Below are 26130 nucleotides of genomic sequence, written 5' to 3' on the forward strand. Positions count from 1 at the left end.
AGTCTAGGTGGCCGCGGTCGACGCGGTCCGGTGCGCGGATGAGGCAGGCTTACAGTTTTCGGCGTGATCCGCACCACCCGCCGCTCGTCGGCCACGCCGGCCGTTTCCGTCTTCGCCTGGACGGTGGTGGGAGTGCTCGTGCTGGGTCTCGCCGCAGCCGCCTGGATCGGCACGCGAGGGGTACTCGCGGCGGGCCATCTCGCGGCCGCGCAGGCCGGCGTCTCCGACGCGGCCAGCGACGGCGACGATCTCGCCGCAGCACTCTCCCGCCTGTCGACGGTCGCTGACGACACCCGCGCGGCGCGGGAATTGACGAGCGATCCGATCTGGGCCGCGGCGACGGCGCTCCCATGGGTCGGGCCGCAGCTCGACGCGCTGACCCGCACCGCCGCTGCGATCGACGACGTCGCCGCGACCGCCTTCGAACCGCTCGCCGAGGCCTCGGCGGGACTGTCTCCCGAGTCCCTCCGGCCGGTGGGCGGCGCCTTCGACGTCGCACGACTGGCCGCGGTCGCGCCCGCCGCCTCGACGGCCGCCGCCGCACTGCGGGCCGCCGCCGATGACGTCGCCGGCATCGAACGGGCTCCGCTCCTCGGACGGCTCGCCGATGCCGTGGCCGCCTCGGCGCAGCAGCTCGACACCGCCGCCGACGACGCCGACGCGCTCAGACGGGCGACCCTGCTCGTCCCGAGCATGCTCGGAGCCGACGGCCCCCGGTCGACGCTCGTGCTCTTCGAGAACAACGCCGAGTGGCGTTCGCTCGGGGGCGTCGTCGGAGCCGTCGCTCAACTCGACGCCGACGACGGGCGGTTGGCGCTCGTCGCGCAGGCCTCCAGCCCGGAGTTCGAGCCCGTCGCCACCTCGCCCGCAGGCGAGCTCCCGGCCGACGTGCAGAGCATCTACGACACCCGGCCGGCACGATTCGTCCAGAACGCTACACAGGTGCCCGACTTCTCGGTGGGAGCCCCCGTCGCACGTGAGTTGTGGCGACGCCTGTCGGGGACCGAGGTCGACGCCGTCGTCGCCGTCGACCCGGTGACCTTGTCGTACCTGCTGCGCGCCACCGGACCCGTCGCCCTCCCCTCCGGAGATCAGCTCACCGCCGACAACGCCGTCTCCCTCCTGCTCGACGAGGTGTACCGGCGCTACTCCGACTCGCGGGAGCAGGACGCGTTCTTCCAGAGCGCGTCGACCGCGGTCTTCCAGGCGGTCGCCGACGGTCGCGCCGACCCGGCTGCCCTCATCGACGCGGTCCGTCGCGCGGGACTCGAGCGACGTCTGCTGGTCTGGAATGCGGATGCCGCGCAGCAGGCGCTCCTCGATGGCACCACCCTGCAGGGGGCGCTGCCCGTCTCCGGCGCCACCACCGGGGTCTTCGGGGTCTACCTCAACGACGGCACCGGCTCGAAGATGGACTACTACCTGCACCCGCAGGTCGAGACCGCGTCGTGCGGTGACGGAACGGCGTCCGTGCACGTGACGCTGCGCAGCGACGCCCCCGACCCCGCCACACTCCCCGCGTATGTGACCGGTGGTGGCGAGCACGGCGTGCCCCCGGGCGACGTCCTGACCGGCGTCTACGTCTACCTGCCGCCCGGCGCGGAGATCATCGGCCAGCGCACGACGAGCGACGGCGATCCCCCGGGCTTCGCCGGCGGCGTGCACGACGGCCGCCGGGTGCTGAAGTGGTCGGTGCAGCTCGCACCGGGAGAGAGCGCCGATCTCGAGGTCACCGTCTCGGTGCCGGGCATGACCGCGGTCAGCGCGGTCTCGACGCCCACCCGCATCCCCGACGAGGTGCCGCGTGCAGGCACATGTCGGTCCGGTGAGTGACGCCGCGCCGGACCCCCTGGTGAAGTCTGCCCCGCCGGCGCGTGAAAGCGAGCCCTTTCCGCCGGGTCGCACACGGCACGACCGACAGACTCGGGCAAAGGAGCCGCCATGTCATGCGGACGCGGAAGACGCCGTGTCCCCTCCGACACGGCACACGGCTCGACCACGCTAAGCAGATGGGGCACACCATGAAGACCACGATCATCCGGGCCGTCGCCGCGCTCTCGCTCGCCGCGGCCGCGCTGATGGCCCCCACGGCCGCCAACGCGTACACCGACGCCGGCGCCATCGTCGCCAACCCGGCCACGCTGCCGGCCGGCGACGTCACCACCTTCACCACTCCCGGAACCCCCTTCGTCGGCGACGAAGACGTTCTCATCTCGGTCACCGGCATCAACGCCAGTGGCATCACCCTCGCCTCGGCCAAGGTCGAGACCAACACCTCGCTGCGCGGCAAGTCGTCGAACGGGTCGCTCCGCGTCCCGGTCAAGATGCCCGCGAACGGTAAGGGCTCGTACGACTTCACCTTCACCGGCGCGTCGAGCGGACACGTCCTGCACGCCACGGTCACTCTGACCACCGCGGGCTCGGGTTCGGCATCGAACCCCTCGAAGGGCGGACTCGCGGTCACCGGTGTCGACGGCGGCGCCGCGACCGGCCTGTGGATCGGCGGAGGCGCACTCGTCCTCGCCGGTGGGGCCGTCGCGATCGGCGCCAGCGTGCGACGCCGTCGCCGCGTCGAGGCCTGAGCACCGACACGCGCACAGCAGGAGGGGCCGTCGTTTCGACGGCCCCTCCTTTCGCGTTCGCTCTCCCGCGCGTCAGCCGGCGACGGGGGCGCGGTGCCCTTGCGTCACCTCAGCCGTAATGAGGATCGGGAGGTGGTCGCTCAGCCCCTGCGGGAGGGTCTTTATGTGGGCGATGTCGAAGCCGATCGACGTCGCGAAATCGTAGTGGCCGCGGAACACGCGGTACCTCGTGTACGTGCGCGCATCGCTCAGCGTGAGCTCGTATCCCTGGTCGCGGACTTTCTGCCCGAGGTTCTCCTTGAAGACCGGGTAGTTGTAATCGCCGACCATCAAGGCGGGCAGCCCCGGACCGAGGTTCTGCAATTCGGTCAGGGCGGTACGGATCTGATGCCGCCGCAGGGAATTCAGCGCGGTCAAGGGCGCCGCGTGGAACGAGGCGACGATCACGTCGCGACCCGTGTCGATGTCGCTGAGGCGCACCCCCAGCATCCGCTCTTCAGCCGGTTTCAGCACACGGTCGTGCAGGGACTTCTTCAGCGCGATCGCACGCACCTCTTCCGCACGGAAGGTGTTCTCGCGGTAGTACAGGGCGAGACCGAGGCGATTGCGCTGCGTCGCCTCCGCGAGGCGCAGACCACCGATCTGAGCGGGGATGTCGTTCGCGTAGCACTCCTGCAGACAGAGCACGTCGACCTCGTGGGCCTCGACGAGGGCGACGAGCTCACCGGCAGCGCGGTGCTTGTTGAGGTTGTACGAGATGACCTTCATGGCGAAGACAGCCTACGACCGTCGGCTCGGGGCGAGCCGAGGGGTTGCACACACCCGCAACGGGCGATTCCGCATGCCGCCGACTCGGGGATCAGGAACCGGCGACGTCTGCGTCGCGGCGCGCACGCGTCTGCTCCGCGCGGGAGGCGAGGAGCTCGTCCGCCGGATAACCGACCTCGGCGAGGACGAGACCTCGCGCGGCCAGCACCTTCGTCTCGGGGATGCGCATGCGCGCGTCGCGGATCGAAACGACGTCCTCGACCGCGATCCGCCCCTCCCCCACCGCGACGCAGGCGCCCACCAGGGCGCGGACCATGCTGTGGCAGAAGGCGTCCGCGCGGACGTTCGCGACCAGCACCCCGTCGTCGCCTCTGCGCCAGTCGTACTCGAGCAGGGTACGGATGGTGGTCGCCTCTTCGCGGGCTTTGCAGTACGCCGCGAAATCGTGGAGCCCGATGAGACGCGAGGCGGCGGCATCCATCGCCTCGAGATCCAGCGCGCTGCGCACCGTCGTCGTGCGAAGGCGGTCGAGGGGGTCGTACCCGGTGGCTGCGTCGGCCAGTCGGTAGCTGTAGCGCCGCCACACCGCCGAGAAGCGCGCGTCGAATCCCTTCGCAGCCGTGGAGGTGCGTCGGACCGTCACGTCGGGATAGGCGCCCAGCACGCCGCGCACGCGGCCGGCCAGCGCCGCGACCGCGTCGCCTTCGTCGTTGTCGCGACGCCGTCGCGGAAGGCGAGCCGTCTGCGCATCGTCGAGGTCGAGATGGGCCACCTGACCCGACGCGTGCACGCCGGCGTCGGTGCGACCCGCGACGATGAGCCGCGGCGACCCTCCGACGATGCGGGACAGGGCGTCCTCCAGAACTCCCTGCACGGTTCGCAGACCCGGCTGCCGCGCCCACCCGCGGAAGTGCGTGCCGTCGTAGGAGATGTCGAGACGGATGCGCACTCCCCCAGCCTATGAGCGTCGGAGGGGGCGCGGGAACGACGAAGCCCCCACCCTGACGGGTGGGGGCTTCGTGCGAGCGGGAGGGCTCAGGCCTTGGCGTCGTCCGTGACGGCGTCGTCGGCGGCGGCCTCGGCGGCCGCGCCCTCCTCGGGCGACTCGGCGCCGGCCTCGGCGGCCTCGTCGTTGGAGGTCTCCTCAGCGGCGGTCTCGTCGGCGGCGGGCTCCTCGGCGGCGGCCGGGGCGGCAGCGGCGGCGGGGGCCGCAGCGGCCTTGTTCGACGCCTTCTTCGTGACGGGCTCGAGAACGAGCTCGATCACGGCCATGGGGGCGTTGTCACCCTTGCGGTTGCCGACCTTCGTGATGCGGGTGTATCCACCCTCACGGTCGGCCACCAGCGGCGCGATCTCGGTGAAGAGGGTGTGCACGACCTCTTTGTCACCGATGACGCCCAGCACGCGGCGACGCGCGTGCAGGTCGCCGCGCTTGGCGAAGGTGATGAGGCGCTCAGCGAGCGGACGGAGGCGCTTGGCCTTCGTCTCGGTCGTCTTGATCGACTTGTGCGTGTAGAGGGCTGCCGCGAGGTTCGCGAGAAGCAGACGCTCGTGGGCCGGGCCGCCTCCGAGGCGGGGACCCTTCGTGGGCTTGGGCATGTCGTGTTACTCCTGGAAAAGGTTCGGTCGGGTCTGACGCGTCAGACGGTTTCTTCGTCGTAGCCGCTGTAGAACTGGGCGCCGTCGAAGCCGGGCACCGAGTCCTTGAGCGACAGGCCGAGGGAGGTGAGCTTGTCGCGCACCTCGTCGACCGACTTCTGACCGAAGTTGCGGATGTTCATCAGCTGCGTCTCCGAAAGGGCGACCAGCTCCGAGACGGTGTTGATGCCCTCGCGCTTGAGGCAGTTGTACGAGCGGACCGAGAGGTCCAGGTCTTCGATCGGCATCGACAGCTCGTTCGAGAGGACGGTCTCGACCGGCGCGGGGCCGATCTCGATACCCTCGGCCTCCACGTTCAGCTCGCGGGCGAGGCCGAACAGCTCGGTGAGGGTGCGGCCGGCGGAGGCCACGGCGTCGCGCGGGGCGATCGAGGCCTTCGACTCGACGTCGAGGACCAGCTTGTCGAAGTCGGTGCGCTCACCGGCACGGGTGGCGTCGACGCGGTAGCTGACCTTGAGCACGGGCGAGTAGATCGAGTCGATCGGGATCTGACCGGCCTCGGCGTACTCGTTGCGGTTCTGGGTCGCCGAGACGTAGCCACGGCCACGCTCGATCGTCAGCTCGAGCTCGAACTTGGCGGTGTCGTTGAGCGTCGCGATGACCAACTCGGGGTTGTGCACCTCGACACCCGCGGGAGCGGAGATGTCGGCGGCGGTGACCTCACCGGCGCCGGTCTTGCGCAGGTACGCCGTGATGGGCTCGTCGCGCTCGCTCGAGACGACCAGCTGCTTGATGTTCAGGATGATCTCGGTGACGTCTTCCTTCACGCCCGGGATGGTGCTGAACTCGTGCAGGACGCCGTCGATGCGGATGCTCGTGACGGCCGCGCCGGGGATCGACGACAGGAGGCTGCGACGCAGCGCGTTGCCGATCGTGTAACCGAAGCCGGGCTCCAGCGGCTCGATGACGAAACGGCTGCGGAACTCCCCGATCTTCTCCTCGGTCAGAGTGGGACGCTGTGCGATGAGCACTATGTGTTCCTTTCGATCACGTGCCCGCTATATGACACGTGTAATGGGGTGAGGTGTTGAGTTGTACTCGCGGGATGCCGCGTGGCCTCGACGGCCGCGCGCGGCATCCGGAAGTCTGAATCGCGCGAGAGCGCGGCATTCCCGGGGAGTGACGAGCACTCCCCGGGAACGAAACGCATCAGACGCGGCGACGCTTGGGCGGACGGCAGCCGTTGTGGGCCTGCGGCGTCACGTCCTGGATCGAGCCGACCTCGAGGCCGGCCGCGGTCAGCGAGCGGATCGCGGTCTCACGACCCGAACCCGGACCCTTCACGAAGACGTCGACCTTCTTGACGCCGTGCTCCTGCGCCTGGCGAGCGGCCGACTCCGCGGCCATGCCGGCGGCGTACGGCGTCGACTTGCGCGAGCCCTTGAACCCGACACCGCCGGACGAAGCCCAGCTGATGACGGCACCCGAGGGGTCGGTGATCGAAACGATGGTGTTGTTGAACGTCGACTTGATGTGGGCCTGACCCACGGCGATGTTCTTCTTTTCCTTGCGGCGCGGCTTGCGCGCGGCGGACTTGGCCTGTGCCATGTGCGTTCTCCTGAATCCTGACGCTCAGCCCGCGGCTTAGCGCGCCTTCTTCTTGCCGGCGACGGTGCGCTTGGGACCCTTGCGGGTACGCGCGTTCGTCTTCGTGCGCTGACCGCGCACCGGGAGGCCGCGGCGGTGGCGCAGGCCCTCGTAGGAACCGATCTCGACCTTGCGGCGGATGTCGGCGGCGACCTCGCGACGGAGGTCACCCTCCACCTTGTAGGTGCCTTCGATGTGGTCGCGCAGAGCGACCAGCTGGTCGTCGGTGAGGTCCTTGACGCGAATGTCCTGGCTGATGTCAGTGGCGTTCAGGATCTCGACGGAGCGGGTGCGACCCACGCCGTAGATGTAAGTAAGTGCGATCACCACGCGCTTGTCGCGCGGGATGTCGACGCCGGCGAGACGTGCCATGCGGCTCTCCTCAGAGTGTCGTGGAGGTGTGGAGCAGGATCGGTGCTCGGGCCTCCGACCCGAGGTGTCCCCCGTCCGCGTCAGCGAACGGGATCTGATCCTGCCGATGTGTATTCAGTTGGAAAGGTGTGGAGCTGGAAGCTCAGCCCTGGCGCTGCTTGTGGCGCGGGTTGCTCTTGCAGATCACCATCACGCGCCCGTGACGACGGATCACCTTGCAGTGGTCGCAGATGGGCTTGACGGAGGGGTTGACCTTCATGATGTTCCTGTTTCGCTGTCTTCGAGGCCGCGGGAGCGGCTCGTTACTTCTCGGCCGGACTCAGCGGTAGCGGTAGACGATACGACCGCGGGTGAGGTCGTAAGGGCTCAGTTCGACGACGACGCGGTCCTCGGGGATGATGCGGATGTAGTTCTGTCGCATCTTGCCCGAGATGGTCGCGAGCACTTTGTGCCCGTTCGTCAGCTCGACACGGAACATCGCGTTGGGCAGTGCTTCGGACACCGTGCCCTCGATCTCGATGACACCGTCTTTCTTCGCCATAAACTCGCTCACGCTCAGTTGCAGACCGGCCGGTCTGCGGTGGATGGGGATTCGGTGCTTCGACACGCCAATGAAGGCGCAACGCACCAAAGATCAAGCATACGTGGTATCGCTTGACCCGGCAACTCGCCGGGAGTGTCGTCAGCCGTCGAGGCGGGCGACGATGTCCTTCTTCGGGTCACCGGTCAGATCGTTCTGGTTCGACAGCACGGTTCCGTCGACGGCGATCGTCGGGGTCGCGATGCCGCTCTGCCCCGGCTGCACAGGCGTCTTCTGCGTCATCGCCGTCACGAACTTCTCGTAGGTTCCGTCGTTGATGCAGGAAGTCACGGCATCCGATGCACCCGCCGAGGTCGCGATCGAGGCCAGAGTCGCGTCGTCGAGCCCGGCGGTGTTCTCCGACGGCTGCTGCGCGTAGAGGGCCTTCACGAACGCCGGGACGTTCGCCGGGTCGTCGACGGCCACGCAGTACGCAGCCGATGCGGACCGCGTCGAGTACTGGGTTCCCTGCGAAGCCCGGTCGAGGATCGAGATCGGGTGGATGTTGAGCGTGATCTGGTCGTCCGCCACCAGCTGGTCGAGCGTGGGGCCGTAGCTCTGCTCGAACTGGTTGCAGATGGGGCACATGAAGTCGATGTAGGTGTCGACCGTCTTCGGGCCCGTGCCCACCGCGATCGCACCGGTCTCGGTGTTGACGGCCGAGGACTGGGGCAGAGTCCCCGGCGATCCCACCTGGCTGTTGGCGAACCACACCACTCCGCCGACGATCAACACCACCACGACCGCGGCGGCCGTGACTCCGATCGCGAACCAGTTGGTGGACTTCCGCACAGCGGCCATCATCATCAGTCGATCTCCTTCGGCACCACGCCGAACGGCGCGAGTTTCTCGGCTCCGCCATCGTGCGCGGTCAGCACCCAGATGCCTCCATCATGCACGGCGACACTATGTTCCCAGTGGGAGCCGGCCGTACCGTCGATCGTCGTGACGGTCCACCCGTCGCCTTCGACCTGAGTCGCCTGATCGCCGATGACCACCATCGGCTCGATCGCCACGGCGAGACCGGGGCGCACTTCGGGACCCAGGTCGTCGACGGCGTAGTTGAACACGCTCGGCGACTCGTGCATCTTGCGGCCGATGCCGTGCCCGACGTAGTCGCGCAGGATGCCGTACCCGCCGGCGGGGGCGTTGTCGTCGATGTACTCCTGGATCGCTGCCCCCACCTCGGCGAGATGTGAGGCGCGGCTGAGCGCGGCGATACCCGCCCAGAGCGACCCCTCGGTGACCTCCGAGAGGCGGCGACGCGGCGCCACCAACTCTTCGGATGCTTCGCCCGGCACGATCACGGTGAACGCCGAGTCGCCGTTCCATCCGCGGAACTCCGCGCCGGCGTCGATCGAGAGGATGTCGCCCGCTCGCAGGGGGCGCTCGTTGGGGATCCCGTGCACCACCTGCTCGTTCACCGACGCGCAGATCGTGTGCCGGTAGCCGCGCACCATCTGAAAATTCGACTTCGCGCCGCGGCTGCCGAGTACCCGCGCGGCCTCGGCGTCGAGTTGGAGCGTGGTCACGCCCGGCTCGATCATCGCGCGGACCGCGGCTAGCATGTCGGCCGTCATGAGCCCCGGCTCGATCATCGACCGCAGCTGGGCGGGCTTCTTGTAGATGGAGGAGCGCAACACCACGTCAGGCAGCCGGCGTGGCGATGATGCCGCGCGCCTCGAGCGCCGCGAAGATGCGGGCGGTGACCTCGTCGAGGCTGCCGACACCGTCGATCTCATCGACGATGCCGCGCGTGCCGTACACGTCGAGGATCGGCGCCGTCTCACGCTCGTAGATGCCGAGGCGGATCGCGATGGCCTCTTCGGTGTCGTCGGCGCGGCCCTGCTCCGCGGCACGGGCGGTGAGACGCGACAGCGACTCCTCGCGCGGTACGACGAGGGCGATGACGGCGTCGAGCGCCTCGTCGCGGCCCTCGAGGAACTCGTCGAGATGCATCACCTGAGCGAGGTTGCGGGGGTACCCGTCGAGGAGGAAGCCGTCGGCGGCGTCCTCCTGCGAGAGGCGGTCGCGCACGACAGCGCTGGTCAGCTCATCAGGAACGAGATCGCCCGCGTCGATGATCGACTTCACCTGGAGGCCGAGCTCGGTGCCGTCCTTGACGTTGGCACGGAAGACGTCGCCCGTGGAGACGACAGGGATACCGAGGGACTCCCCGACGCGGACGCCCTGGGTTCCCTTGCCCGAGCCCTGCGGGCCCACGATCAGAAGACGCGCGGTCATCGCAGCAGCCCTTCGTAGTGACGCTGCTGGAGTTGCGCGTCGATCTGCTTCACCGTCTCGAGACCGACACCCACGATGATGAGGATCGACGCTCCGCCGAACGGGAAGTTCTGGTTGGCCCCCACGGTCGCCAGGGCAACCAGAGGCAGGAGGGCGATCAGGCCGAGGTAGATCGAGCCGGGCAGCGTGATGCGGGTGAGCACGTAGTCGAGGTACTCGGCCGTCGGGCGACCCGCGCGGATGCCGGGGATGAACCCGCCGTACTTCTTCATGTTGTCGGCGACGTCGACCGGGTTGAACGTGATCGCGACGTAGAAGTAGGCGAACCCGATGATCAGCAGGAAGTAGATCAGCATGTACAGCGGGTGGTCGCCGCGCGTCAGGTACTGCGAGATCCAGGTGACCCAGGGTGCGGGCTCCTGGCCGGCCTGCGGCTGGTTGAACTGCGCGATCAGGGCGGGGATGTACAGCAGCGACGAGGCGAAGATGACGGGCACGACACCGGCCATGTTGACCTTGATAGGGATGTAGGTGTTCGTACCGCCGTACGTACGGCGTCCGACCATGCGCTTGGCGTACTGCACGGGAATGCGACGCTGCGACTGCTCGACGAACACCACCAGGGCGACGATGACGATGCTGACCGCGAGCACGAGGAGGAAGACCTCGACGCCACGGGCGTTGAGAATCGAGATCATCGCGCCGGGGAACGTGGCGGCGATGGAGGTGAAGATGAGGATCGACATGCCGTTGCCGACACCGCGCTCGGTGACCAGCTCGGCGAACCACATGACCAGGCCGGTACCGGCGGTCATCGTGATGATCATGAGCAGCTGCGCCCACCAGATGTCGTTCGTGAGCAGCTGCTGGCACTCGGGCACTCCGGCCGAGCCGAAGAGCTGACCCGACCGCGCCACGGTGACGAGAGTCGTCGACTGCAGGAGCGCGAGAGCGATGGTCAGGTAGCGGGTGTACTGGGTGAGCTTGGCCTGACCGGCCTGGCCCTCTTTGTACAGCGTCTCGAAGTGCGGGATGACCACGCGCAGCAGCTGCACGATGATGGTCGCCGTGATGTACGGCATCACACCCAGTGCGAAGATCGACAGCTGCAGGAGCGCGCCGCCCGAGAACAGGTTGACCAGGGAGAGAAGGCCCTCGGTCCCACCCGACTGGTTCAGACACTGCTGAACGTTGGGGAAGTCGACGAAGGGCGTCGGCACGTGGGCACCCAGCCGGTAGATGGCGATGATGCCCAGCGTGAAGGCGATCTTCCGCCTCAGGTCGGGCGTGCGGAAAACCCGCGCGATGGCGCTGAACAAGGGAGAATCCTCCAGAACGATCTCGGCGCGCGACGGGGCGCACACCAAATCAGACTAACCCAGAAGGGGCCGACGGCCGGAAGGCCGCCGGCCCCTTCGGGGTCGGGCGTCAGTTGACGGAGCCGCCTGCGGCGACGATCTTCTGCTCAGCGGAGCCGGAGACCTTGTCGACCGAAACGGTCAGCGCGACCGAGATGTCGCCGGTGCCGAGCACCTTGACCTTCTCGTTCTTGCGGACGGCGCCCTTGGCCACGAGGTCGGCGACGGTCACGTCGCCACCCTGCGGGTAGAGCTCGGCGAGCTTCTCCAGGTTCACGACCTGGTACTCGACGCGGAACGGGTTCTTGAAGCCGCGGAGCTTCGGGGTGCGCATGTGCAGCGGCATCTGCCCACCCTCGAAGCCGACCCGGACCTGGTAACGGGCCTTGGTTCCCTTGGTACCGCGACCAGCCGTCTTACCCTTCGAGCCCTCACCGCGACCCACGCGGGTCTTGGCGGTGTGAGCACCCGGGACGGGACGCAGGTGGTGGACCTTCAGCACGCCGGGGCGCGCCGCGGGGGCTTCCTTCTTGGCGGCCGTCTTACGGGCCGTTGCCTTCTTCGGGGCGTCGACCGTGGCGGTCTCGTCCTTCTTGGCAGCCATTAGTCGATCTCCTCAACCTTGACGAGGTGGGCGACGGTCTTGACGTAACCGCGCGTCTGCGCGTCGTCGGGACGGACGACAGAGTCGCCGATCCGCTTGAGACCGAGTGAACGCAGCGTGTCACGCTGGTTCTGCTTCTCGCTCACCTTGGACTTGATCTGCGTGACCTTCAGACGCTCGGCCATCAGGCACCTACCTTCTGGGCGGCGGCCTCGGCGCGCACGAGGCGGGCCGGGGCGACCTGGTCGAACTCCAGGCCACGGCGGGCGGCCACGGCACGGGGCTCCTCGAGCGACTTCAGAGCCGCGACGGTCGCGTGCACGATGTTGATCGTGTTCGACGAACCGAGCGACTTCGAGAGGACATCGTGGATGCCGGCGCACTCGAGGACGGCGCGGACGGGACCACCGGCGATAACACCGGTACCGGCGGCGGCGGGGCGCAGGAGCACCACACCGGCAGCGGCCTCACCTTGGACGGGGTGGGGAATGGTCGAGCCCGAGCGGGGGACGCGGAAGAAGTTGCGCTTGGCCTCTTCGACACCCTTCGAGATGGCGAGGGGGACTTCGCGGGCCTTGCCGTAACCGACACCCACGACGCCGTTGCCATCGCCCACGACGACGAGCGCCGTGAAGCTGAAGCGACGGCCACCCTTGACCACCTTCGACACGCGGTTGATCGTCACGACGCGCTCGAGGAACTGGCTCTCGTTGCGGTCGCGCGAACCACGGTCGCGCTGGTTGGTGTTGCGCTCGCGACCACCGCGACGCGGCTCGCGCTCACGCTCGGCGGGGGCCTGAGCCGCAGCCGCACCCTCAGCCGGTGCAGTCTGCTCGGTGGTCACTTCGGTCTCCTTGTTGTCACTCACAGGTTCAGCCCTCCTTCGCGAGCTCCGTCGGCGATCGCGGCGACGCGGCCGGCGTAGCGGTTGCCGCCACGGTCGAACACGACGTCGGACACACCGGCGGCCTTCGCACGCTCGGCGACGAGCTCGCCGACCTTGCGGGCCTTGGCGGTCTTGTCACCGTCGAAACCGCGCAGGTCGGTCTCGAGGGTGGAAGCGGAGGCCACGGTGTGGCCCTTGCTGTCGTCCACGACCTGGACGAACACGTGGCGGGCGGAACGCGTCACCACGAGGCGGGGGCGCAGCTCGGTGCCGACGATCTTCTTGCGAAGACGCAGGTGGCGACGCGAGCGGGCTACGGACTTTGTCTTGACAGCCATGGCTACTTACCACTCTTTCCGGCCTTGCGGCGCACGACCTCGCCCGCGTACCGCACACCCTTGCCCTTGTACGGCTCGGGCTTGCGGATCTTGCGGATGTTGGCGGCGGCCTCGCCGACGGCCTGCTTGTCGATGCCGCTCACGGTGACCTTGTTGTTGCCTTCGACCGTGAGGGTGATGCCGGCGGGCGGCTCGATGAGGACGGGGTGCGAGAAGCCGAGGGCGAACTCGATCGAGCTGCCCTTCTGCGCCACGCGGTAACCCGTACCGACGACCTCGAGGCCCTTGGAGTAGCCCTGGGTGACACCGATGATGTTGTTGTTGATGAGAGTGCGGGTCAGGCCGTGGAGCGACCGCGACTCGCGCTCGTCGTCGGGGCGGGTGACGAGAACCTGGTTCTCTTCGACCGCGACCTCGAGGGGCTGCGCAACGGTGAGCGCGAGCTCGCCCTTGGGGCCCTTGACGTTGACCTCCCGACCGTTCACCGAGACGGTGACTCCGGCGGGGATGTCGATGGGAAGACGTCCAATACGCGACATGTCAGATCACCACACGTAGGCGAGGACTTCCCCGCCGACGCCCTTCTGCTCGGCCTGACGGTCCGTGAGGAGACCGGAGGAGGTGGAAAGGATGGCGACGCCGAGGCCACCGAGGACCGTGGGGACCTCGGTCGACTTCGCGTATACGCGAAGGCCGGGCTTCGACACGCGCTTGATGCCGGCGATGGACCGCTCGCGGTTCGGGCCGTACTTCAGCGTCATGTTGAGGGTCTGGCCGACGCGGGCGTCTTCGACGTTCCAGTCGGCGATGTAACCCTCCTGCTTGAGGATGGCGGCGATGTTGGTCTTGAGCTTCGAGCTCGGCATCGACACGGAGTCGTGGTGCGCCGAGTTCGCGTTGCGCAGACGGGTCAGCATGTCTGCGACCGGGTCTGTCATCGTCATGTCTTGCTTCTTTCTTTCATGAGGTTTCGGCTGCCGTTACACGACAGCCGACCTTCGATGACGGGCCCCCGGAAACCCCGGGGGCCCGAAGGGTCAGGCCTGCGCGTCGGCCGACTGGAAGGGGAAGCCGAGCTGGCGGAGCAGCGAGCGACCCTCGTCGTCGGTTTTGGCGGTGGTGACGATCGTGATGTCGAAACCACGCACGCGGTCGATGCGGTCCTGATCGATCTCGTGGAACACGGACTGCTCCTGGAGACCGAAGGTGTAGTTGCCGTTGCCGTCGAACTGCTTGGCCGACAGACCGCGGAAGTCGCGGATGCGGGGCAGTGCAAGGTTCACCAGACGGTCGACGAACTCCCACGCACGGTCGCCACGGAGGGTGACGTGTGCGCCGATGGCCTGCCCCTCGCGCAGCTTGAACTGCGCGATGGACTTGCGGGCCTTCGTGACGACGGGCTTCTGACCGGTGATCTTGGTGAGGTCGTCGACCGCACCATCGATCACCTTGCTGTCACGAGCAGCCTCGCCGACACCGGTGTTCACGACGACCTTGACCAGGCCGGGGATCTGCATGACGTTCTCGTAGCCGAACTCGTCCTGCAGCGCCTTCTTGATCTCGGCGTTGTACTTCTGCTTCAGGCGGGGCTGGATCTTGCCAGCCTCCGCGGCAGTCACGGTGCTCATGTTCAGAGGTCCTTGCCTGACTTCTTCGCGAAGCGCACGCGGACGGTGCGCTTGACGCCGTCCTTCACCTGCTCCTCGACACGGTGACCGACACGGGTCGGCTTCTTGGTCGAGGGGTCGACGAGCGCGACGTTGGAGATGTGGATCGGGGCCTCGAAGGTCTCGATGCCACCGGTCTTCGTACCGCGCTGGGACTGGCCCACGCGGTTGTGCTTGGTGACGTAGTTCACGCCTTCGACGATGACGCGGTTCTGCTCGGTCAAGACCTCGAGGACCTTGCCCTGCTTGCCGCGGTCTCCGCCACGCTCGGGCTTGGCACCCGAGATGACCTGAACCAGGTCGCCCTTTTTGATTTTCGCCATGATCAGATGACCTCCGGGGCGAGCGAGACGATCTTCATGAACTTCTTGTCACGAAGCTCACGACCGACCGGTCCGAAGATACGGGTGCCGCGGGGCTCCCCGTCGTTCTTCAGGATCACGGCGGCGTTCTCGTCGAACTTGATGTACGAGCCGTCGGGACGGCGGGTCTGCTTGACGACACGGACGACGACGGCCTTGACTACGTCGCCCTTCTTGACGTTTCCACCCGGGATCGCGTCCTTGACCGTGGCGACGATGACGTCGCCCAGGCCGGCGTAACGGCGGTTGGAGCCGCCGAGCACGCGGATGGTGAGCAGCTCCTTGGCGCCGGTGTTGTCGGCGACCTTCAGCCGGGATTCGTTCTGAATCACTGTTTACTCCTTGGATTCCAAGTAAGCCGCGAGGCTTACTTGGCCTTCTCGAGGATCTCGACCAGGCGCCAGCGCTTGGTGGCGCTCAGCGGACGGGTCTCGTTGATGACGACGAGGTCGCCGATGCCCGCCGAGTTGGACTCGTCGTGCGCCTTGACCTTCGAGGTGCGACGGATGACCTTGCCGTAGAGCGGGTGCTTCACGCGGTCCTCGACCTCGACGACGATCGTCTTGTCCATCTTGTCGCTGACCACGTATCCACGACGCGCCTTGCGGTAACCGCGGGCGTTCTCGTCACGGACGTCGTTCTCGGCGTGCTCGTGGCCGGCGACCTGCGCCTCGGCCTTCTTCGCGGTAGCCATTACTCCGCCTCTTCCTTCGTGGCGTCGTCAGCGGCATCCGCCTTCTTCGCCTTGCTCTTCTTCGCCTTCGTCGCCTCGACCGGGGCCGGGGTGGCGCGGATGCCGAGCTCGCGCTCACGGATCACGGTGTACAGACGCGCGATGTCGCGCTTGACTGCACGGATGCGACCGTGGCTCTCGAGCTGGCCGGTGGCCGACTGGAAGCGCAGGTTGAACAGCTCTTCCTTGGCCTTGCGCAGCTCCTCGACGAGGCGCTGGTCTTCGAACGTGTCGAGCTCGCTCGGAGCGAGCTGCTTGGTGCCGATCGCCATTACGCGTCGCCCTCCTCGCGCTTGATGATGCGTGCCTTCAGGGGCAGCTTGTGAATGGCACGGGTCAGTGCTTCGCGAGCGAGTTCCTCGTTCACACCCGCGACCTCGAAGAGGACGCGGCCCGGCTTGACGTTCGCGACCCACCACTCGGGGGAACCCTTACCGGAACCCATGCGGGTTTCGGCGGGCTTCTTGGTGAGGGGACGGTCGGGGTAGATGTTGATCCACACCTTTCCACCACGCTTGATGTGACGCGTCATGGCGATACGAGCGGACTCGATCTGACGGTTGGTCACGTAAGCGGGGGTCAGCGCCTGGATGCCGAACTCACCGAACGACACCGTGGTGCCACCGGTGGCCTGGCCCGAGCGACCGGGGTGGTGCTGCTTGCGGTACTTGACCTTGCGGGGGATGAGCATTACGCCGACGCTCCTTCTGCCACGGGGGCCTCGTTGCGCGGGCCACGACGACGGTCGCCACCGCGGTCGTCACGACCGCGCGACTTCGGCGCGTTGGCCTGCTCGCGGGCGAGCTCCTTGTTGGTGAGGTCGCCCTTGTAGATCCAGACCTTCACGCCGATGCGGCCGAAGGTCGTCTTGGCCTCGTAGAAGCCGTAGTCGATGTTCGCGCGGAGCGTGTGCAGGGGCACACGGCCTTCGCGGTAGAACTCCGAGCGGCTCATCTCGGCGCCGCCGAGACGGCCGGACACCTGGATGCGGACACCCTTGGCGCCGGCGCGCTGCGCGCCCTGCAGACCCTTGCGCATCGCGCGACGGAACGCCACGCGAGCAGACAGCTGCTCGGCGACACCCTGCGCGACCAGCTGAGCGTCAGCCTCGGGGTTCTTGACCTCGAGGATGTTCAGCTGGATCTGCTTGCCGGTGAGCTTCTCGAGGTCGGCGCGGATGCGCTCGGCCTCGGCGCCGCGGCGACCGATCACGATGCCCGGACGGGCGGTGTGGATGTCGACGCGAACGCGGTCACGCGTGCGCTCGATCTCGATGTTGCTGACACCGGCGCGGTCGAGCGAGGTGGTCAGCAGGCGACGGATCTTGATGTCCTCGGCGAGGTAGTCGGCGTAACGCTGACCGGGCTTCGTCGAGTCCGAGAACCACCGCGACACGTGGTCGGTGGTGATGCCGAGGCGGAAGCCGTACGGGTTGACCTTCTGTCCCATTACTTGCTCGCCTTCTTGTTGGCGCGAGCCGGGGCCGCCTCAGCGGTCTCGGGCGTCGCGAGCACGACCGTGATGTGGCTCGTGCGCTTCTTGATCTGGAAGGCGCGACCCTGAGCGCGGGGCTGGAAACGCTTGAGCGTCGTGCCCTCGTCGACGTACGCGTTCTTCACGTACAGGTCGGCGTCATCCAGGTATTCGTTCGTCTTGTCGGCGGTGACGCGAGCGTTCGCGATCGCCGAGGCGACGAGCTTGTAGATCGGCTCGCTCGCGCCCTGCGGCGCGAACTTCAGGATCGCGAGGGCCTCTTCGGCCTGCTTGCCCTTGATGAGCGCGACGACGCGACGAGCCTTCTGAGGGGTCACGCGGATGTGTCGCACACGTGCGATGGACTCCACCATTTCTCTCTCCTCCTCGGTCGCCTTAACGGCGACGGCCCTTCTTGTCGTCCTTCACGTGGCCGCGGAAGGTGCGGGTGGGCGAGAACTCGCCCAGCTTGTGGCCGACCATGGTCTCGGTCACGAACACGGGGATGTGCTTGCGACCGTCGTGCACGGCGATGGTGTGTCCCAGCATGGCGGGGATGATCATCGAACGGCGCGACCAGGTCTTGATGACGTTCTTCGAACCGGCTTCGTTCTGCGAGACGACCTTGCGAAGCAGGTGCTCGTCGACGAAGGGGCCCTTCTTAAGGCTGCGAGGCATCTTCCTCTACTCCTACTTGCGCTTCTTGCCGGCGGTGCGACGGCGGACGATGAGCTTGTCGCTCTCCTTGTTCGCGTGGCGGGTGCGGCCCTCGGCCTTACCCCACGGCGAAACAGGGTGACGACCACCGGAGGTCTTACCCTCACCACCACCGTGCGGGTGGTCGACCGGGTTCATGGCGACACCACGCACGGTCGGGCGGACGCCCTTCCAGCGCATGCGGCCGGCCTTGCCCCAGTTGATGTTCGACTGCTCGGCGTTGCCGACCTCGCCGATCGTGGCGCGGCAGCGCACGTCGACGTTGCGGATCTCGCCAGAGGGCAGACGCAGCTGCGCGTAAGGGCCGTCCTTCGCGACCAGACGCACCGAGGCGCCGGCCGAACGGGCCATCTTCGCGCCGCCACCGGGGCGGAGCTCGATCGCGTGGATCACGGTACCGGTGGGGATGTTGCGCAGCGGCAGGTTGTTGCCCGGCTTGATGTCAGCGCCGGCACCCGACTCGACGACGTCGCCCTGCGACAGCTTCGCGGGAGCGAGGATGTAGCGCTTCTCGCCGTCCGCGTAGTGCAGCAGCGCGATGCGCGCGGTGCGGTTGGGGTCGTACTCGATGTGAGCGACCTTGGCGTCGATGCCGTCCTTGTCGTTACGACGGAAGTCGATCAGACGGTACTGACGCTTGTGGCCACCACCGATGTGACGCGTGGTGATGCGGCCCTGGTTGTTGCGGCCACCGGTCTTCGACAGCGGGCGCAGCAGCGACTTCTCGGGCGTCGATCGGGTGATCTCGGCGAAGTCGGCCACCGACGAGCCGCGGCGACCGGGGGTCGTGGGCTTGTACTTGCGAATAGCCATTGTTGTTGTCCTCTATCCCGACCGTCAGCCGACAGACGTGAAGATGTCGATGGTGCCCGACTTGAGCGACACGATGGCGCGCTTGGTGTCCTTGCGCTTGCCGATGCCGAAGCGGGTGCGACGGGCCTTGCCCACGCGGTTGATCGTGTTGACCGAAGCCACCTTGACGCCGAAGATCTTCTCGATCGCGAGCTTGATCTCGGTCTTCGACGAACGGGGGTCCACCAGGAAGGTGTACTTGCCCTCGTCGATGAGCGAGTAGCTCTTCTCGGAGACGACCGGCTTCAGGATGATGTCGCGCGGGTCCTTGTTGACGGCGGTCATGCCGAGACCTCCTCGGTGGCCGCAGCCTTCGACGCGACGAACGCGTCGTAGGCGGCCTTGGTGAAGACGATGTCGTCGGAGACGAGCACGTCGTAGGTGTTCAGCTGGCCGACGGTCAGCACGTGGACGTACGCGAGGTTGCGCACGCTCTTGATCGTGAGCTCGTCGTCGCGGTCGATGACCACGAGGACGTTCTTCACGGCACCGAAGGCCTTCAGCGCGGCGGCGGCAGCCTTGGTCGAAGGCGCACCCTCGATCGCGAAGCTGTCGACGATGTGCAGACGCTGGCCACGAGCACGGTCGCTGAGCGCACCCAGGAGGGCGGCGGCGATCATCTTCTTGGGGGTGCGCTGGCTGTAGTCGCGGGGCTTGGGGCCGTGGACGATGCCACCACCGGTCATGTGCGGCGCGCGGATCGAACCCTGACGGGCGTTACCGGTGCCCTTCTGCTTGAAGGGCTTGCGGCCGGCACCCGAGACCTCGCCACGACGCTTGGTCGAGTGCGTGCCCTGGCGAGCCGCGGCGCGCTGCGCCACGACGACCTGGTGGATGAGGGGGATGTTCGTCTTGACGTCGAAGAGAGCGGCGGGCAGCTCGACGGAGCCTGCCTTTTTGCCGTCTGCCTTCACGACGTCGAGCGCGAGAGTCGAGTCAGCCATGTTCAGGCACCCTTCACTGCGTTGCGGACGTAGACGATGCGGCCACGAGCACCGGGGACGGCGCCCTTGACGAGCATCAGACCCTTCTCGGCGTCGACGGCGTGCACCGTGAGGTTGAGGACGGTCACGCGCTCGCCACCCATACGGCCGGCCATGCGCATGCCCTTGAAGACGCGGCTCGGGGTCGACGATGCGCCGATCGAGCCGGGCTTGCGGTGGTTGCGGTGCGAACCGTGCGAAGCGGAGACACCCTTGAAGTTGTGACGCTTCATGACACCCGCGGTGCCCTTGCCCTTGCTGGTGCCGACGACGTCGACCAGCTGGCCGGCCTCGAAGAGACCGTCGACGGTGAGCTCCTGGCCCAGCGCGTAGTCGGCGGCATCCGCCGTGCGCACCTCGGTGAGGTGGCGGCGCGGGGTGACGCCCGCGGCGTCGAAGTGAGCCGTGAGGGGCTTGTTCACCTTGCGGGGGTCGATCTGGCCGTAGCCGATCTGAACGGCGTTGTAGCCGTCCTTCTCGAGCGAGCGGAGCTGGGTCACGACGTTCGGGGCGACCTCGATGACGGTGACGGGAACGAGCTTGCCGTTCTCGTCCCACACCTGGGTCATGCCGAGCTTGGTGCCGAGGAGGCCCTTGGAGATCTTGGAGTTGATGTCAGCCATGTCGAACCTCAGAGCTTGATCTCGATGTTGACATCGGCAGGAAGGTCGAGGCGCATCAGCGAGTCGACGGCCTTGGGCGTCGGGTCGATGATGTCGATGAGGCGCTTGTGGGTGCGCATCTCGAAGTGCTCGCGGCTGTCCTTGTACTTGTGGGGCGACCGGATGACGCACACGACGTTCTTCTCGGTCGGCAGGGGAACCGGGCCCACCACGGTGGCACCGGCACGGGTCACGGTGTCGACGATCTTGCGCGCCGACGAGTCGAGCCCGGCGTGATCGTACGACTTCAGGCGAATGCGGATCTTCTGTCCCGCCATTGTCTGCTCTCTCTCTTTCTCGCGTCTTACCCGACCTGGGGCATTGGACGCACGGTGGCGCTCTCGCGCCCTGGCACTTCCCCTCGCTTGCGCGAGAGATGCTGCACCGCTGTTCAGCTGTCAAACCGGATGCCATGGCATCCGGCCCACCCCGCGTGCGCACGCGCACGAATCCGGTGAAGGATGAGGGGTTCGGTGTCTGTTCTGCTGCCCGCGGCCCAGGACCCTGCGCTTCCGCGCCGCCTGTGCACTGCCGAGACAGTGATCCTGGCGCGCGCCGAGCGCGCACCGGAATGTGGAACTGAACTAGTCTACGGACCGCCCGCGCGTGTCGCAAACCCGGGCGTGTCGCGTGCGGCGTATCCTCAGCAACTCTTCCCCGAACGCGACGGCGCCGCCCCCGATTCCCGGGGACGGCGCCGATCCGGCGACCTGATGTCAGGCGTTGCCGATGTTCTTGTCGACGTTCTCGCGGACCTCGTCGACCTTGGAGTGCTGCTCGGCCGGAACGACCTTCTTGATCGCGTCGGCTGCACCGTCGAGGATCTTGTCGCTCACCTCTTCGGCCTTCTCGCTCTTGAGCGCCTCTTCGATCTTGTCGCGGTTCTCGTCGAGCAGTTTCTTGCCCTTGGCGATGATGTCGTCCACACCCATGGTGATCCCCCTCGCTGACGGGGCCGACGGTGGTGTCGGCCGTGCCCTCATTCTGGAGGGACCGCGCGGTGCCGCGGAAGCCCCTCCCGCTCAGTGCGCGGTTTCGCCGGGAGCGACGACGGCGCGGAAGGTGCGCAGCAGGATGACGATGTCCTGCGTGAACGACCAGTTCTCGACGTAGTAGAGGTCGAGGCGCAGGGAGTCCTCCCACGACAGCGTCGAGCGTCCGCTCACCTGCCAGAGGCCGCTCATTCCCGGCTTCACGAGCAGACGACGGTGAGCGGCGTCGTCGTAGAGCTCGACCTCGGCTTGGCGCTGCGGTCGGGGACCGACGAGGCTCATGTCGCCGAGCAGCACGTTGATCAGCTGAGGGAGCTCGTCGAGCGAGTACCGGCGCAGGATGCGACCGACGCGCGTGACGCGCGGGTCGTTGACCACCTTGAACAGGGGCTTGTCGGTGGTGCCCTGCTGGTCGAGCAGGCCCGCGAGCTGATCATCGGCGTTGGCCACCATCGAGCGGAACTTCAACATGCCGAACGGTCGTCCGCGACGCCCGATGCGCTCCTGCGAGTAGAAGAGGGGCCCGGTACTGGTGAGCTTCACCGCGAGCGCGACGACGATCATGACGGGCGAGAGCAGCAGGAGCAGCAGCGCGGAGCCGACGATGTCGAAGGAGCGCTTGGCCATGCGATTGATGCCCTCGAGCTTGGGGAACGAGACGTGCACGAGCGGCAGGCCCGCCACGGGGCGCGCGTGGATGCGGGGGCCGGCGACATCGGTCAGTGCCGGCGCGACGATCCACGCCACGTCGCGGTCCGCCATGGCCCATCCCAGCTCGCGCATGGCCTGCGGGTCGAGGTCGTCGGCACCGGCGACGATGACGGTGTCTGCCTTGACGCTGTCGACGGTCTGCTCGGCCTCGGCGTACGAACCGAGAACCGGGACCGATTCGATCTCCGCTCGGGTCCCGCGCTCGGTGACGGCGCCGACGATGTGGTAGCCGGCGCGCGATGCACGCTGGATGGACCGGATGACGTGCCCCACCTTCGCGCGCTCGCCAATCACGACGGCACGGTGGACGTCTTTGCCCTGCAGCTGGCGGCGGTGCAGCCACCGGCGCCACAGCGATCGCGACACGATGAGCAGCACCGCGCCGATGGGGAGGGCGAGCACGAACAGCGATCGAGCGAGATCGATGCGCAGGAAGAACGCGATGACGAGGGCGAGGCCGAACGCGAGGAGAGACGCCCTGACGATGCGCTGGTACTCGGCGAAGCCCTCGCTGACCGTGTGCCGGTCGCGCGAGTCGACGACGTCGAGACAGATCAGCCAGATGATGCCGAGGACGAAGAGCGCCAGCGCGTAGGAGATGCGCGGACCGCCGTCCCAGGCGACGGGGAGGCTCAACTCGGGCAGCGCGAGGAGGGCGTAGATCGAGAACGACAGCGCGATCACGAGGGCGTCGCTGTAGAAGAGCCGGCTTGCGTAGCGCTCGGGCCACCGCGCGACGCGCTTGCCCGAGGGGCGGTGCTCGCCCGCCCCGGGGGCAGGATTCTGGGCATCGTCGACTCCGGCGCCGGGTACGGCCGAGGATGGATCTCGATGCTGCGTTGCCGGTGCGGTGTGTCGCGTCACGATGGGCTCCCATGTCGTCGGCAGACGTTAATCATACGCCGCGCTAAGCACTCCCCCAGGCTCGCCGCGCGACGGCGGCGCACCGGCCCGCGGAAAAACACCCCACGGATGAGGAAGCCGCACGTTACGCTCACCCCATGTCCTGGGGGAGAGAAATGAACACGACGCGCCGCCGAGCACTGCTCGGCATCGCCGCAGCGGCTACTGCCGTCACCGTCGCCGCACCCGCTCAGCGCGCATCGGCGGCCGACCCCGCCGACGTCGTGACCAAGCAGCAGGTGCACGGCGTCCGCAACATCCTCGAGTTCGGCGACTCGAGCATGACCGACGAAGCTCGCTTGCGCGTGGCGCTGTCGAGCTTCGTCTCCTCCCGGGAGGAGGTGCGACTGACGATCTCGCGGCGCATGGTGATCACCGACACGATCACCGTCGACACCTCATACGTCTCCCTCGACTTCACCCAGGGCACCGTCGACGCCCGAGGGGTGAAGAACAAGCCCGCCTTCGTCTTCACCGGCAGCAGCAACGCCGGCTATCCCAACACCCGTTCCACCGTCACGGGTCTGCGCATCCTCGGCCCGGGCTCGTCGGCGACGACGGCTCCGGGAGTCGTCTTCGAAGGAACCTCCACCACCGACGTGCGCGGGGTCGGGATCTTCGGCATGGAGCTCTCCGGCTTCGCGACGGGGATCGAATTCCGTTCGAACGCCTTCCTGCTCAGCTTCTTCAACTGCCACGTCTACCGCTGCAACGTGGGCATCTCGATGCCCGGAGGACTCCGCAACTACGGCGAGAACATCAAGTTCATCGGCGGGGGGATCGGCACGTGCGATCTCGCGGTGCAGAACTCCAACCCCGACGGTAACTTCCACCTGATCTCCACGTCGATCGACTTCTGCCGACGCGCGGTGGAGGCCCTCGCCGGCGGTGTCTTCATCGATGCCCCGCACATCGAGTTCAACGAGACGGGGGCGCGGTCCACCGACGCCCACTTCGTCACGGGCTCCGACTCGAGCGCGAAGATCATCCTGACCAGCGGCCACATCTTCTTCCACGAGGACCCCGTGGCCCCCGCGATCTTCGAGACCCGCAACCCCAGCTGGGGTGGCGGCATCCACCTCATCAGCACCGCCCTCATGCGCACCAGCACGACCTCCGGCTTCCTGTGCGGCGGAACGGGCCAGATCACCATCAGCGATCCGGTCGTGTACGACGGGGGCGCGTCCGGCTCCTCCATGGGCGCTCTGATGCCCAGCCCGCAGGCCAACGTCCTCGTCGACGGCAGCTTCGAGCAGAGCACCGTCGTCGAGGCCTACGTCAACAACACCGATCGGACGTCGCGCACGGCCAACCCGGGCATCTCGCTGCGCGTCGCCTCGGGCAACCTGGTCGTCAAGAGACTCAGCACCACCAAGCCCGGCACGGTGGCGTTCGACGTGCCGGTCGCCTACGGCAAGCTCTATGCGATGGCCATCACCTTCGGCTCGACGACCTCGACCGGTTCGCTCGAACTGATCGAGTCGTTCGTGGCCCTGCGCGGGGAGACGACGGCGGGAGTGCCGAACGTGCTCCGAAACCAAGCGCGAGGAGCCACGTCGATCCCTCTCAAAACGATCGCGGGCACGGCGAACTACCGGCGGGTGTTCGGCGCCGGCACGTGGGACCGCCGTGCACCCGCCTGGGCCACGCACTTCCGCCTGCGGCTGCTGTTCGACAAGACCGGGCTGGGCGAGACCCAGATTCAGGAGATCGTCATCACGGCGTTGTGACCGCGACGCCTCGTTCACTCGGGGCGTCGAGCGCCTGACCCTTGAGAGCGCCTTCCGGCAACAGGTCGCTCTGCGGCGCCTTGGCGCTCGGCGTCGTGGCGAGCAGGGCCACCGCGAACCAGATCGGCAGCACCGTCCACGACGGCGCGGCGTTCAGACCGACGGCGAGGAACACCGCCATCGCCAGCACGCTGCGGGGTGATCGGAGGTTGCGCAGGATCAGCGTGAGGATGAGTCCGATCAGACATACGACGGCGACCACGCCGACCTCGGCGAGGACCTGGGCGTACGCGTTGTTCGCGATACCGCGGTTGCCGATGGCCGCCGCAGTGTCGCTGAACGCGTCGTCCCAGTACCCGTAGCGACCCGGGCCCACGCCGAGCCACGGGAAGACCTCGGACATGTCGATGGCGCGCTGGATGGAGGACGTGCGGTTGTTGAGCGAGTATTCGATGCTCGCACCGAGCGACGCGTCGCTGATGAGGCCGAGCTTGCCCAGCTGGCGTGTGATGTACACCGCGACCACGTCGACGGTGGAGACGACGATGATCCCGACCAGGGCGACGAAGGCCAGGACGCCGACGACGCGACCGGCCGGTCGCAGCACCGCGACGGCGAGCACGCCGACCACCACGCCGACGAGGGCGACGGTCGACTGCGAGTACAGGAGGCAGCCGGCCGCGGCGGCGACGCCCCACCAGTCGCGGCGACGGAGAACGACGAAGAGCGCGATGCCCGCGAAGAAGCCGAGGTAGTTGCCCTCGAGGAAGGGGCCGTTGCGCGGGAGACCCACGCCGTACGCGGCGCCGATCTGCACCGTGGCGTGGACCTCGCGCAGAATCGACGCGGCTCCCACGAAGTACAGCGCCACCTGCAGCAGGCTCCAGGCCGCTGCGAGCTTGACCGCCACGCCGAGGCCGCGGGCGATCCAGTCCGGTCCGAGTCGCGTTCCGGCGAAGGAGGACAGGACGATGACGAGCGCCGCGTACACGAAGTACAGGAGCATGTCGGCGTTCATCCCGCGCTCGTACCCGAGTGCGGTCTCGCGGGGCGGTCCCATGATGAGCCACAGCGTGGTGGACAGGTAGACCAGGGCGAGGAGGGCCCACTGCAACGGCGCGCCGAAGTACCGCCGCCGCTCGCCCGTGCGCTCGCTGGTCATGTAGAGCACGACCGCCAGGATGCCGGTGATCTCACTGATCTTCAGCGGGAATCCGGCGTCGATGGTCAGCGCCTGCTGGAAGGGGACGGCGCACACCGCGATGAACATGAGCTTGGACGCGAGAGTCGGGGGAAGGCGCTCCGCCAACGCTGCTCTCACATCACTCACCGCGTCAGCGTACCCAACCGGGCGCGGATCGGACGAA

38 protein-coding genes are annotated in these 26130 nt (G+C 67.5%); 3 read left to right on the forward strand and 35 right to left on the reverse strand.

What is annotated here, in order from left to right:
• Positions 1 to 63: 63 nt before the first annotated feature.
• Positions 64 to 1833 carry a DUF4012 domain-containing protein gene (locus tag RWH43_RS03055; RefSeq protein WP_316000640.1) on the forward strand — a complete coding sequence of 590 codons (1770 nt, stop codon included), beginning with the start codon at positions 64 to 66 and terminating at the stop codon, positions 1831 to 1833.
• Positions 1834 to 2009: 176 nt separating this feature from the next.
• Positions 2010 to 2582 (forward strand): hypothetical protein, encoded by a 573-nt coding sequence (locus tag RWH43_RS03060; protein WP_144829682.1) that lies wholly within the window; start codon positions 2010 to 2012, stop codon positions 2580 to 2582.
• 72 nt (positions 2583 to 2654) lie between these two features.
• Here the strand turns inward: RWH43_RS03060 and RWH43_RS03065 are convergent, their stop codons facing one another.
• From RWH43_RS03065 to RWH43_RS03230, 34 genes are all read right to left on the reverse strand, one after another.
• Positions 2655 to 3350 (reverse strand): endonuclease/exonuclease/phosphatase family protein, encoded by a 696-nt coding sequence (locus RWH43_RS03065; RefSeq protein WP_316000641.1) that lies wholly within the window; start codon positions 3348 to 3350, stop codon positions 2655 to 2657.
• Between the two features lie 91 nt (positions 3351 to 3441).
• The gene (gene truA, locus RWH43_RS03070; protein WP_316000642.1) at positions 3442 to 4299 is read right to left on the reverse strand and encodes a tRNA pseudouridine(38-40) synthase TruA; all 858 of its coding nucleotides are present in this window, start codon (positions 4297 to 4299) and stop codon (positions 3442 to 3444) included.
• 86 nt (positions 4300 to 4385) lie between these two features.
• Positions 4386 to 4949 (reverse strand): 50S ribosomal protein L17, encoded by a 564-nt coding sequence (gene rplQ, locus RWH43_RS03075; protein WP_154096186.1) that lies wholly within the window; start codon positions 4947 to 4949, stop codon positions 4386 to 4388.
• 41 nt (positions 4950 to 4990) lie between these two features.
• Positions 4991 to 5980 (reverse strand): DNA-directed RNA polymerase subunit alpha, encoded by a 990-nt coding sequence (locus RWH43_RS03080; protein ID WP_058230893.1) that lies wholly within the window; start codon positions 5978 to 5980, stop codon positions 4991 to 4993.
• 178 nt (positions 5981 to 6158) lie between these two features.
• A complete protein-coding gene (gene rpsK / locus RWH43_RS03085; RefSeq protein ID WP_013583990.1) occupies positions 6159 to 6557 on the reverse strand; it encodes a 30S ribosomal protein S11 in 399 nt (132 codons plus the stop codon).
• A 36-nt stretch (positions 6558 to 6593) separates the two neighbouring features.
• Positions 6594 to 6968 carry a 30S ribosomal protein S13 gene (rpsM, locus tag RWH43_RS03090; RefSeq protein ID WP_056226287.1) on the reverse strand — a complete coding sequence of 125 codons (375 nt, stop codon included), beginning with the start codon at positions 6966 to 6968 and terminating at the stop codon, positions 6594 to 6596.
• Between the two features lie 142 nt (positions 6969 to 7110).
• Positions 7111 to 7227: a 50S ribosomal protein L36 gene (gene rpmJ, locus RWH43_RS03095; RefSeq protein WP_005050492.1), complete on the reverse strand. Its 117-nt coding sequence runs from the start codon at positions 7225 to 7227 to the stop codon at positions 7111 to 7113.
• Positions 7228 to 7287: 60 nt separating this feature from the next.
• Positions 7288 to 7509: a translation initiation factor IF-1 gene (gene infA, locus RWH43_RS03100; RefSeq protein ID WP_013583992.1), complete on the reverse strand. Its 222-nt coding sequence runs from the start codon at positions 7507 to 7509 to the stop codon at positions 7288 to 7290.
• A gap of 141 nt (positions 7510 to 7650) precedes the next feature.
• Complete coding sequence (locus RWH43_RS03105; protein ID WP_144829693.1) at positions 7651 to 8355, reverse strand: DsbA family protein; 705 nt, start codon at positions 8353 to 8355, stop codon at positions 7651 to 7653.
• Complete coding sequence (gene map, locus RWH43_RS03110) at positions 8355 to 9194, reverse strand: type I methionyl aminopeptidase (RefSeq protein ID WP_316000643.1); 840 nt, start codon at positions 9192 to 9194, stop codon at positions 8355 to 8357. The genes RWH43_RS03105 and map overlap by 1 nt, the downstream gene beginning before the upstream one ends.
• A gap of 1 nt (position 9195) precedes the next feature.
• On the reverse strand, positions 9196 to 9792 hold the full coding sequence (locus RWH43_RS03115) for an adenylate kinase (protein WP_316000644.1): 597 nt from the start codon (positions 9790 to 9792) through the stop codon (positions 9196 to 9198).
• Complete coding sequence (gene secY, locus RWH43_RS03120) at positions 9789 to 11111, reverse strand: preprotein translocase subunit SecY (protein WP_076673717.1); 1323 nt, start codon at positions 11109 to 11111, stop codon at positions 9789 to 9791. The genes RWH43_RS03115 and secY overlap by 4 nt, the downstream gene beginning before the upstream one ends.
• A 109-nt stretch (positions 11112 to 11220) precedes the next feature.
• Positions 11221 to 11754, reverse strand: coding sequence for a 50S ribosomal protein L15 (rplO, locus tag RWH43_RS03125; RefSeq protein ID WP_144829702.1), 534 nt, complete (start codon positions 11752 to 11754; stop codon positions 11221 to 11223).
• Entirely contained in the window at positions 11754 to 11939 is a 186-nt protein-coding gene (gene rpmD, locus RWH43_RS03130; RefSeq protein ID WP_013583998.1) for a 50S ribosomal protein L30, read from the reverse strand. Before rpmD ends, rplO begins: the two co-directional genes overlap by 1 nt.
• Complete coding sequence (rpsE, locus tag RWH43_RS03135) at positions 11939 to 12622, reverse strand: 30S ribosomal protein S5 (protein ID WP_144829707.1); 684 nt, start codon at positions 12620 to 12622, stop codon at positions 11939 to 11941. Before rpsE ends, rpmD begins: the two co-directional genes overlap by 1 nt.
• Positions 12619 to 12978 (reverse strand): 50S ribosomal protein L18, encoded by a 360-nt coding sequence (rplR, locus tag RWH43_RS03140; protein WP_056226271.1) that lies wholly within the window; start codon positions 12976 to 12978, stop codon positions 12619 to 12621. The genes rpsE and rplR overlap by 4 nt, the downstream gene beginning before the upstream one ends.
• A 2-nt stretch (positions 12979 to 12980) precedes the next feature.
• Positions 12981 to 13517, reverse strand: a complete 537-nt coding sequence (rplF, locus tag RWH43_RS03145) for a 50S ribosomal protein L6 (RefSeq protein ID WP_144829709.1) — start codon at positions 13515 to 13517, stop codon at positions 12981 to 12983.
• 6 nt (positions 13518 to 13523) lie between these two features.
• A complete protein-coding gene (rpsH, locus tag RWH43_RS03150) occupies positions 13524 to 13922 on the reverse strand; it encodes a 30S ribosomal protein S8 (protein WP_094736305.1) in 399 nt (132 codons plus the stop codon).
• Between the two features lie 93 nt (positions 13923 to 14015).
• Positions 14016 to 14606 (reverse strand): 50S ribosomal protein L5, encoded by a 591-nt coding sequence (gene rplE / locus RWH43_RS03155; RefSeq protein WP_144829713.1) that lies wholly within the window; start codon positions 14604 to 14606, stop codon positions 14016 to 14018.
• A gap of 2 nt (positions 14607 to 14608) precedes the next feature.
• Entirely contained in the window at positions 14609 to 14968 is a 360-nt protein-coding gene (gene rplX / locus RWH43_RS03160; protein WP_094736303.1) for a 50S ribosomal protein L24, read from the reverse strand.
• Between the two features lie 2 nt (positions 14969 to 14970).
• Positions 14971 to 15339, reverse strand: coding sequence for a 50S ribosomal protein L14 (gene rplN / locus RWH43_RS03165; RefSeq protein WP_013584005.1), 369 nt, complete (start codon positions 15337 to 15339; stop codon positions 14971 to 14973).
• A gap of 35 nt (positions 15340 to 15374) precedes the next feature.
• The gene (gene rpsQ, locus RWH43_RS03170; protein WP_144829716.1) at positions 15375 to 15701 is read right to left on the reverse strand and encodes a 30S ribosomal protein S17; all 327 of its coding nucleotides are present in this window, start codon (positions 15699 to 15701) and stop codon (positions 15375 to 15377) included.
• Complete coding sequence (gene rpmC / locus RWH43_RS03175) at positions 15701 to 16012, reverse strand: 50S ribosomal protein L29 (protein WP_144829719.1); 312 nt, start codon at positions 16010 to 16012, stop codon at positions 15701 to 15703. The genes rpsQ and rpmC overlap by 1 nt, the downstream gene beginning before the upstream one ends.
• Positions 16012 to 16431, reverse strand: coding sequence for a 50S ribosomal protein L16 (rplP, locus tag RWH43_RS03180; RefSeq protein ID WP_013584008.1), 420 nt, complete (start codon positions 16429 to 16431; stop codon positions 16012 to 16014). Before rplP ends, rpmC begins: the two co-directional genes overlap by 1 nt.
• The gene (gene rpsC / locus RWH43_RS03185) at positions 16431 to 17189 is read right to left on the reverse strand and encodes a 30S ribosomal protein S3 (protein ID WP_058230882.1); all 759 of its coding nucleotides are present in this window, start codon (positions 17187 to 17189) and stop codon (positions 16431 to 16433) included. The genes rplP and rpsC overlap by 1 nt, the downstream gene beginning before the upstream one ends.
• On the reverse strand, positions 17189 to 17587 hold the full coding sequence (gene rplV / locus RWH43_RS03190) for a 50S ribosomal protein L22 (RefSeq protein WP_013584010.1): 399 nt from the start codon (positions 17585 to 17587) through the stop codon (positions 17189 to 17191). Before rplV ends, rpsC begins: the two co-directional genes overlap by 1 nt.
• A 22-nt stretch (positions 17588 to 17609) precedes the next feature.
• Positions 17610 to 17891, reverse strand: coding sequence for a 30S ribosomal protein S19 (gene rpsS / locus RWH43_RS03195; protein ID WP_013584011.1), 282 nt, complete (start codon positions 17889 to 17891; stop codon positions 17610 to 17612).
• A gap of 12 nt (positions 17892 to 17903) precedes the next feature.
• Positions 17904 to 18743, reverse strand: a complete 840-nt coding sequence (rplB, locus tag RWH43_RS03200) for a 50S ribosomal protein L2 (RefSeq protein ID WP_013584012.1) — start codon at positions 18741 to 18743, stop codon at positions 17904 to 17906.
• Between the two features lie 24 nt (positions 18744 to 18767).
• A complete protein-coding gene (gene rplW, locus RWH43_RS03205) occupies positions 18768 to 19067 on the reverse strand; it encodes a 50S ribosomal protein L23 (protein ID WP_144829723.1) in 300 nt (99 codons plus the stop codon).
• Positions 19064 to 19726, reverse strand: coding sequence for a 50S ribosomal protein L4 (gene rplD / locus RWH43_RS03210; RefSeq protein ID WP_144829726.1), 663 nt, complete (start codon positions 19724 to 19726; stop codon positions 19064 to 19066). The genes rplW and rplD overlap by 4 nt, the downstream gene beginning before the upstream one ends.
• A gap of 2 nt (positions 19727 to 19728) precedes the next feature.
• Positions 19729 to 20388, reverse strand: coding sequence for a 50S ribosomal protein L3 (rplC, locus tag RWH43_RS03215; protein ID WP_055959336.1), 660 nt, complete (start codon positions 20386 to 20388; stop codon positions 19729 to 19731).
• 8 nt (positions 20389 to 20396) lie between these two features.
• Positions 20397 to 20705, reverse strand: a complete 309-nt coding sequence (gene rpsJ / locus RWH43_RS03220; RefSeq protein WP_013584016.1) for a 30S ribosomal protein S10 — start codon at positions 20703 to 20705, stop codon at positions 20397 to 20399.
• Between the two features lie 438 nt (positions 20706 to 21143).
• A complete protein-coding gene (locus tag RWH43_RS03225; RefSeq protein ID WP_144829729.1) occupies positions 21144 to 21359 on the reverse strand; it encodes a hypothetical protein in 216 nt (71 codons plus the stop codon).
• Between the two features lie 90 nt (positions 21360 to 21449).
• On the reverse strand, positions 21450 to 22994 hold the full coding sequence (locus tag RWH43_RS03230) for a sugar transferase (protein ID WP_316000645.1): 1545 nt from the start codon (positions 22992 to 22994) through the stop codon (positions 21450 to 21452).
• A 155-nt stretch (positions 22995 to 23149) separates the two neighbouring features.
• On the opposite strand from RWH43_RS03230, the gene RWH43_RS03235 reads away from it, so the two are divergent.
• A complete protein-coding gene (locus RWH43_RS03235) occupies positions 23150 to 24763 on the forward strand; it encodes a hypothetical protein (RefSeq protein ID WP_144829735.1) in 1614 nt (537 codons plus the stop codon).
• Here RWH43_RS03235 and RWH43_RS03240 read toward each other — a convergent pair.
• Positions 24750 to 26093, reverse strand: a complete 1344-nt coding sequence (locus RWH43_RS03240) for an O-antigen ligase family protein (RefSeq protein WP_316000646.1) — start codon at positions 26091 to 26093, stop codon at positions 24750 to 24752. The two genes, RWH43_RS03235 and RWH43_RS03240, sit on opposite strands and share 14 nt — an antisense overlap.
• Positions 26094 to 26130 lie beyond the last annotated feature (37 nt).

The sequence above is a fragment of the Microbacterium algihabitans genome, assembly GCF_032464975.1.
GTDB lineage: Bacteria > Actinomycetota > Actinomycetes > Actinomycetales > Microbacteriaceae > Microbacterium > Microbacterium algihabitans.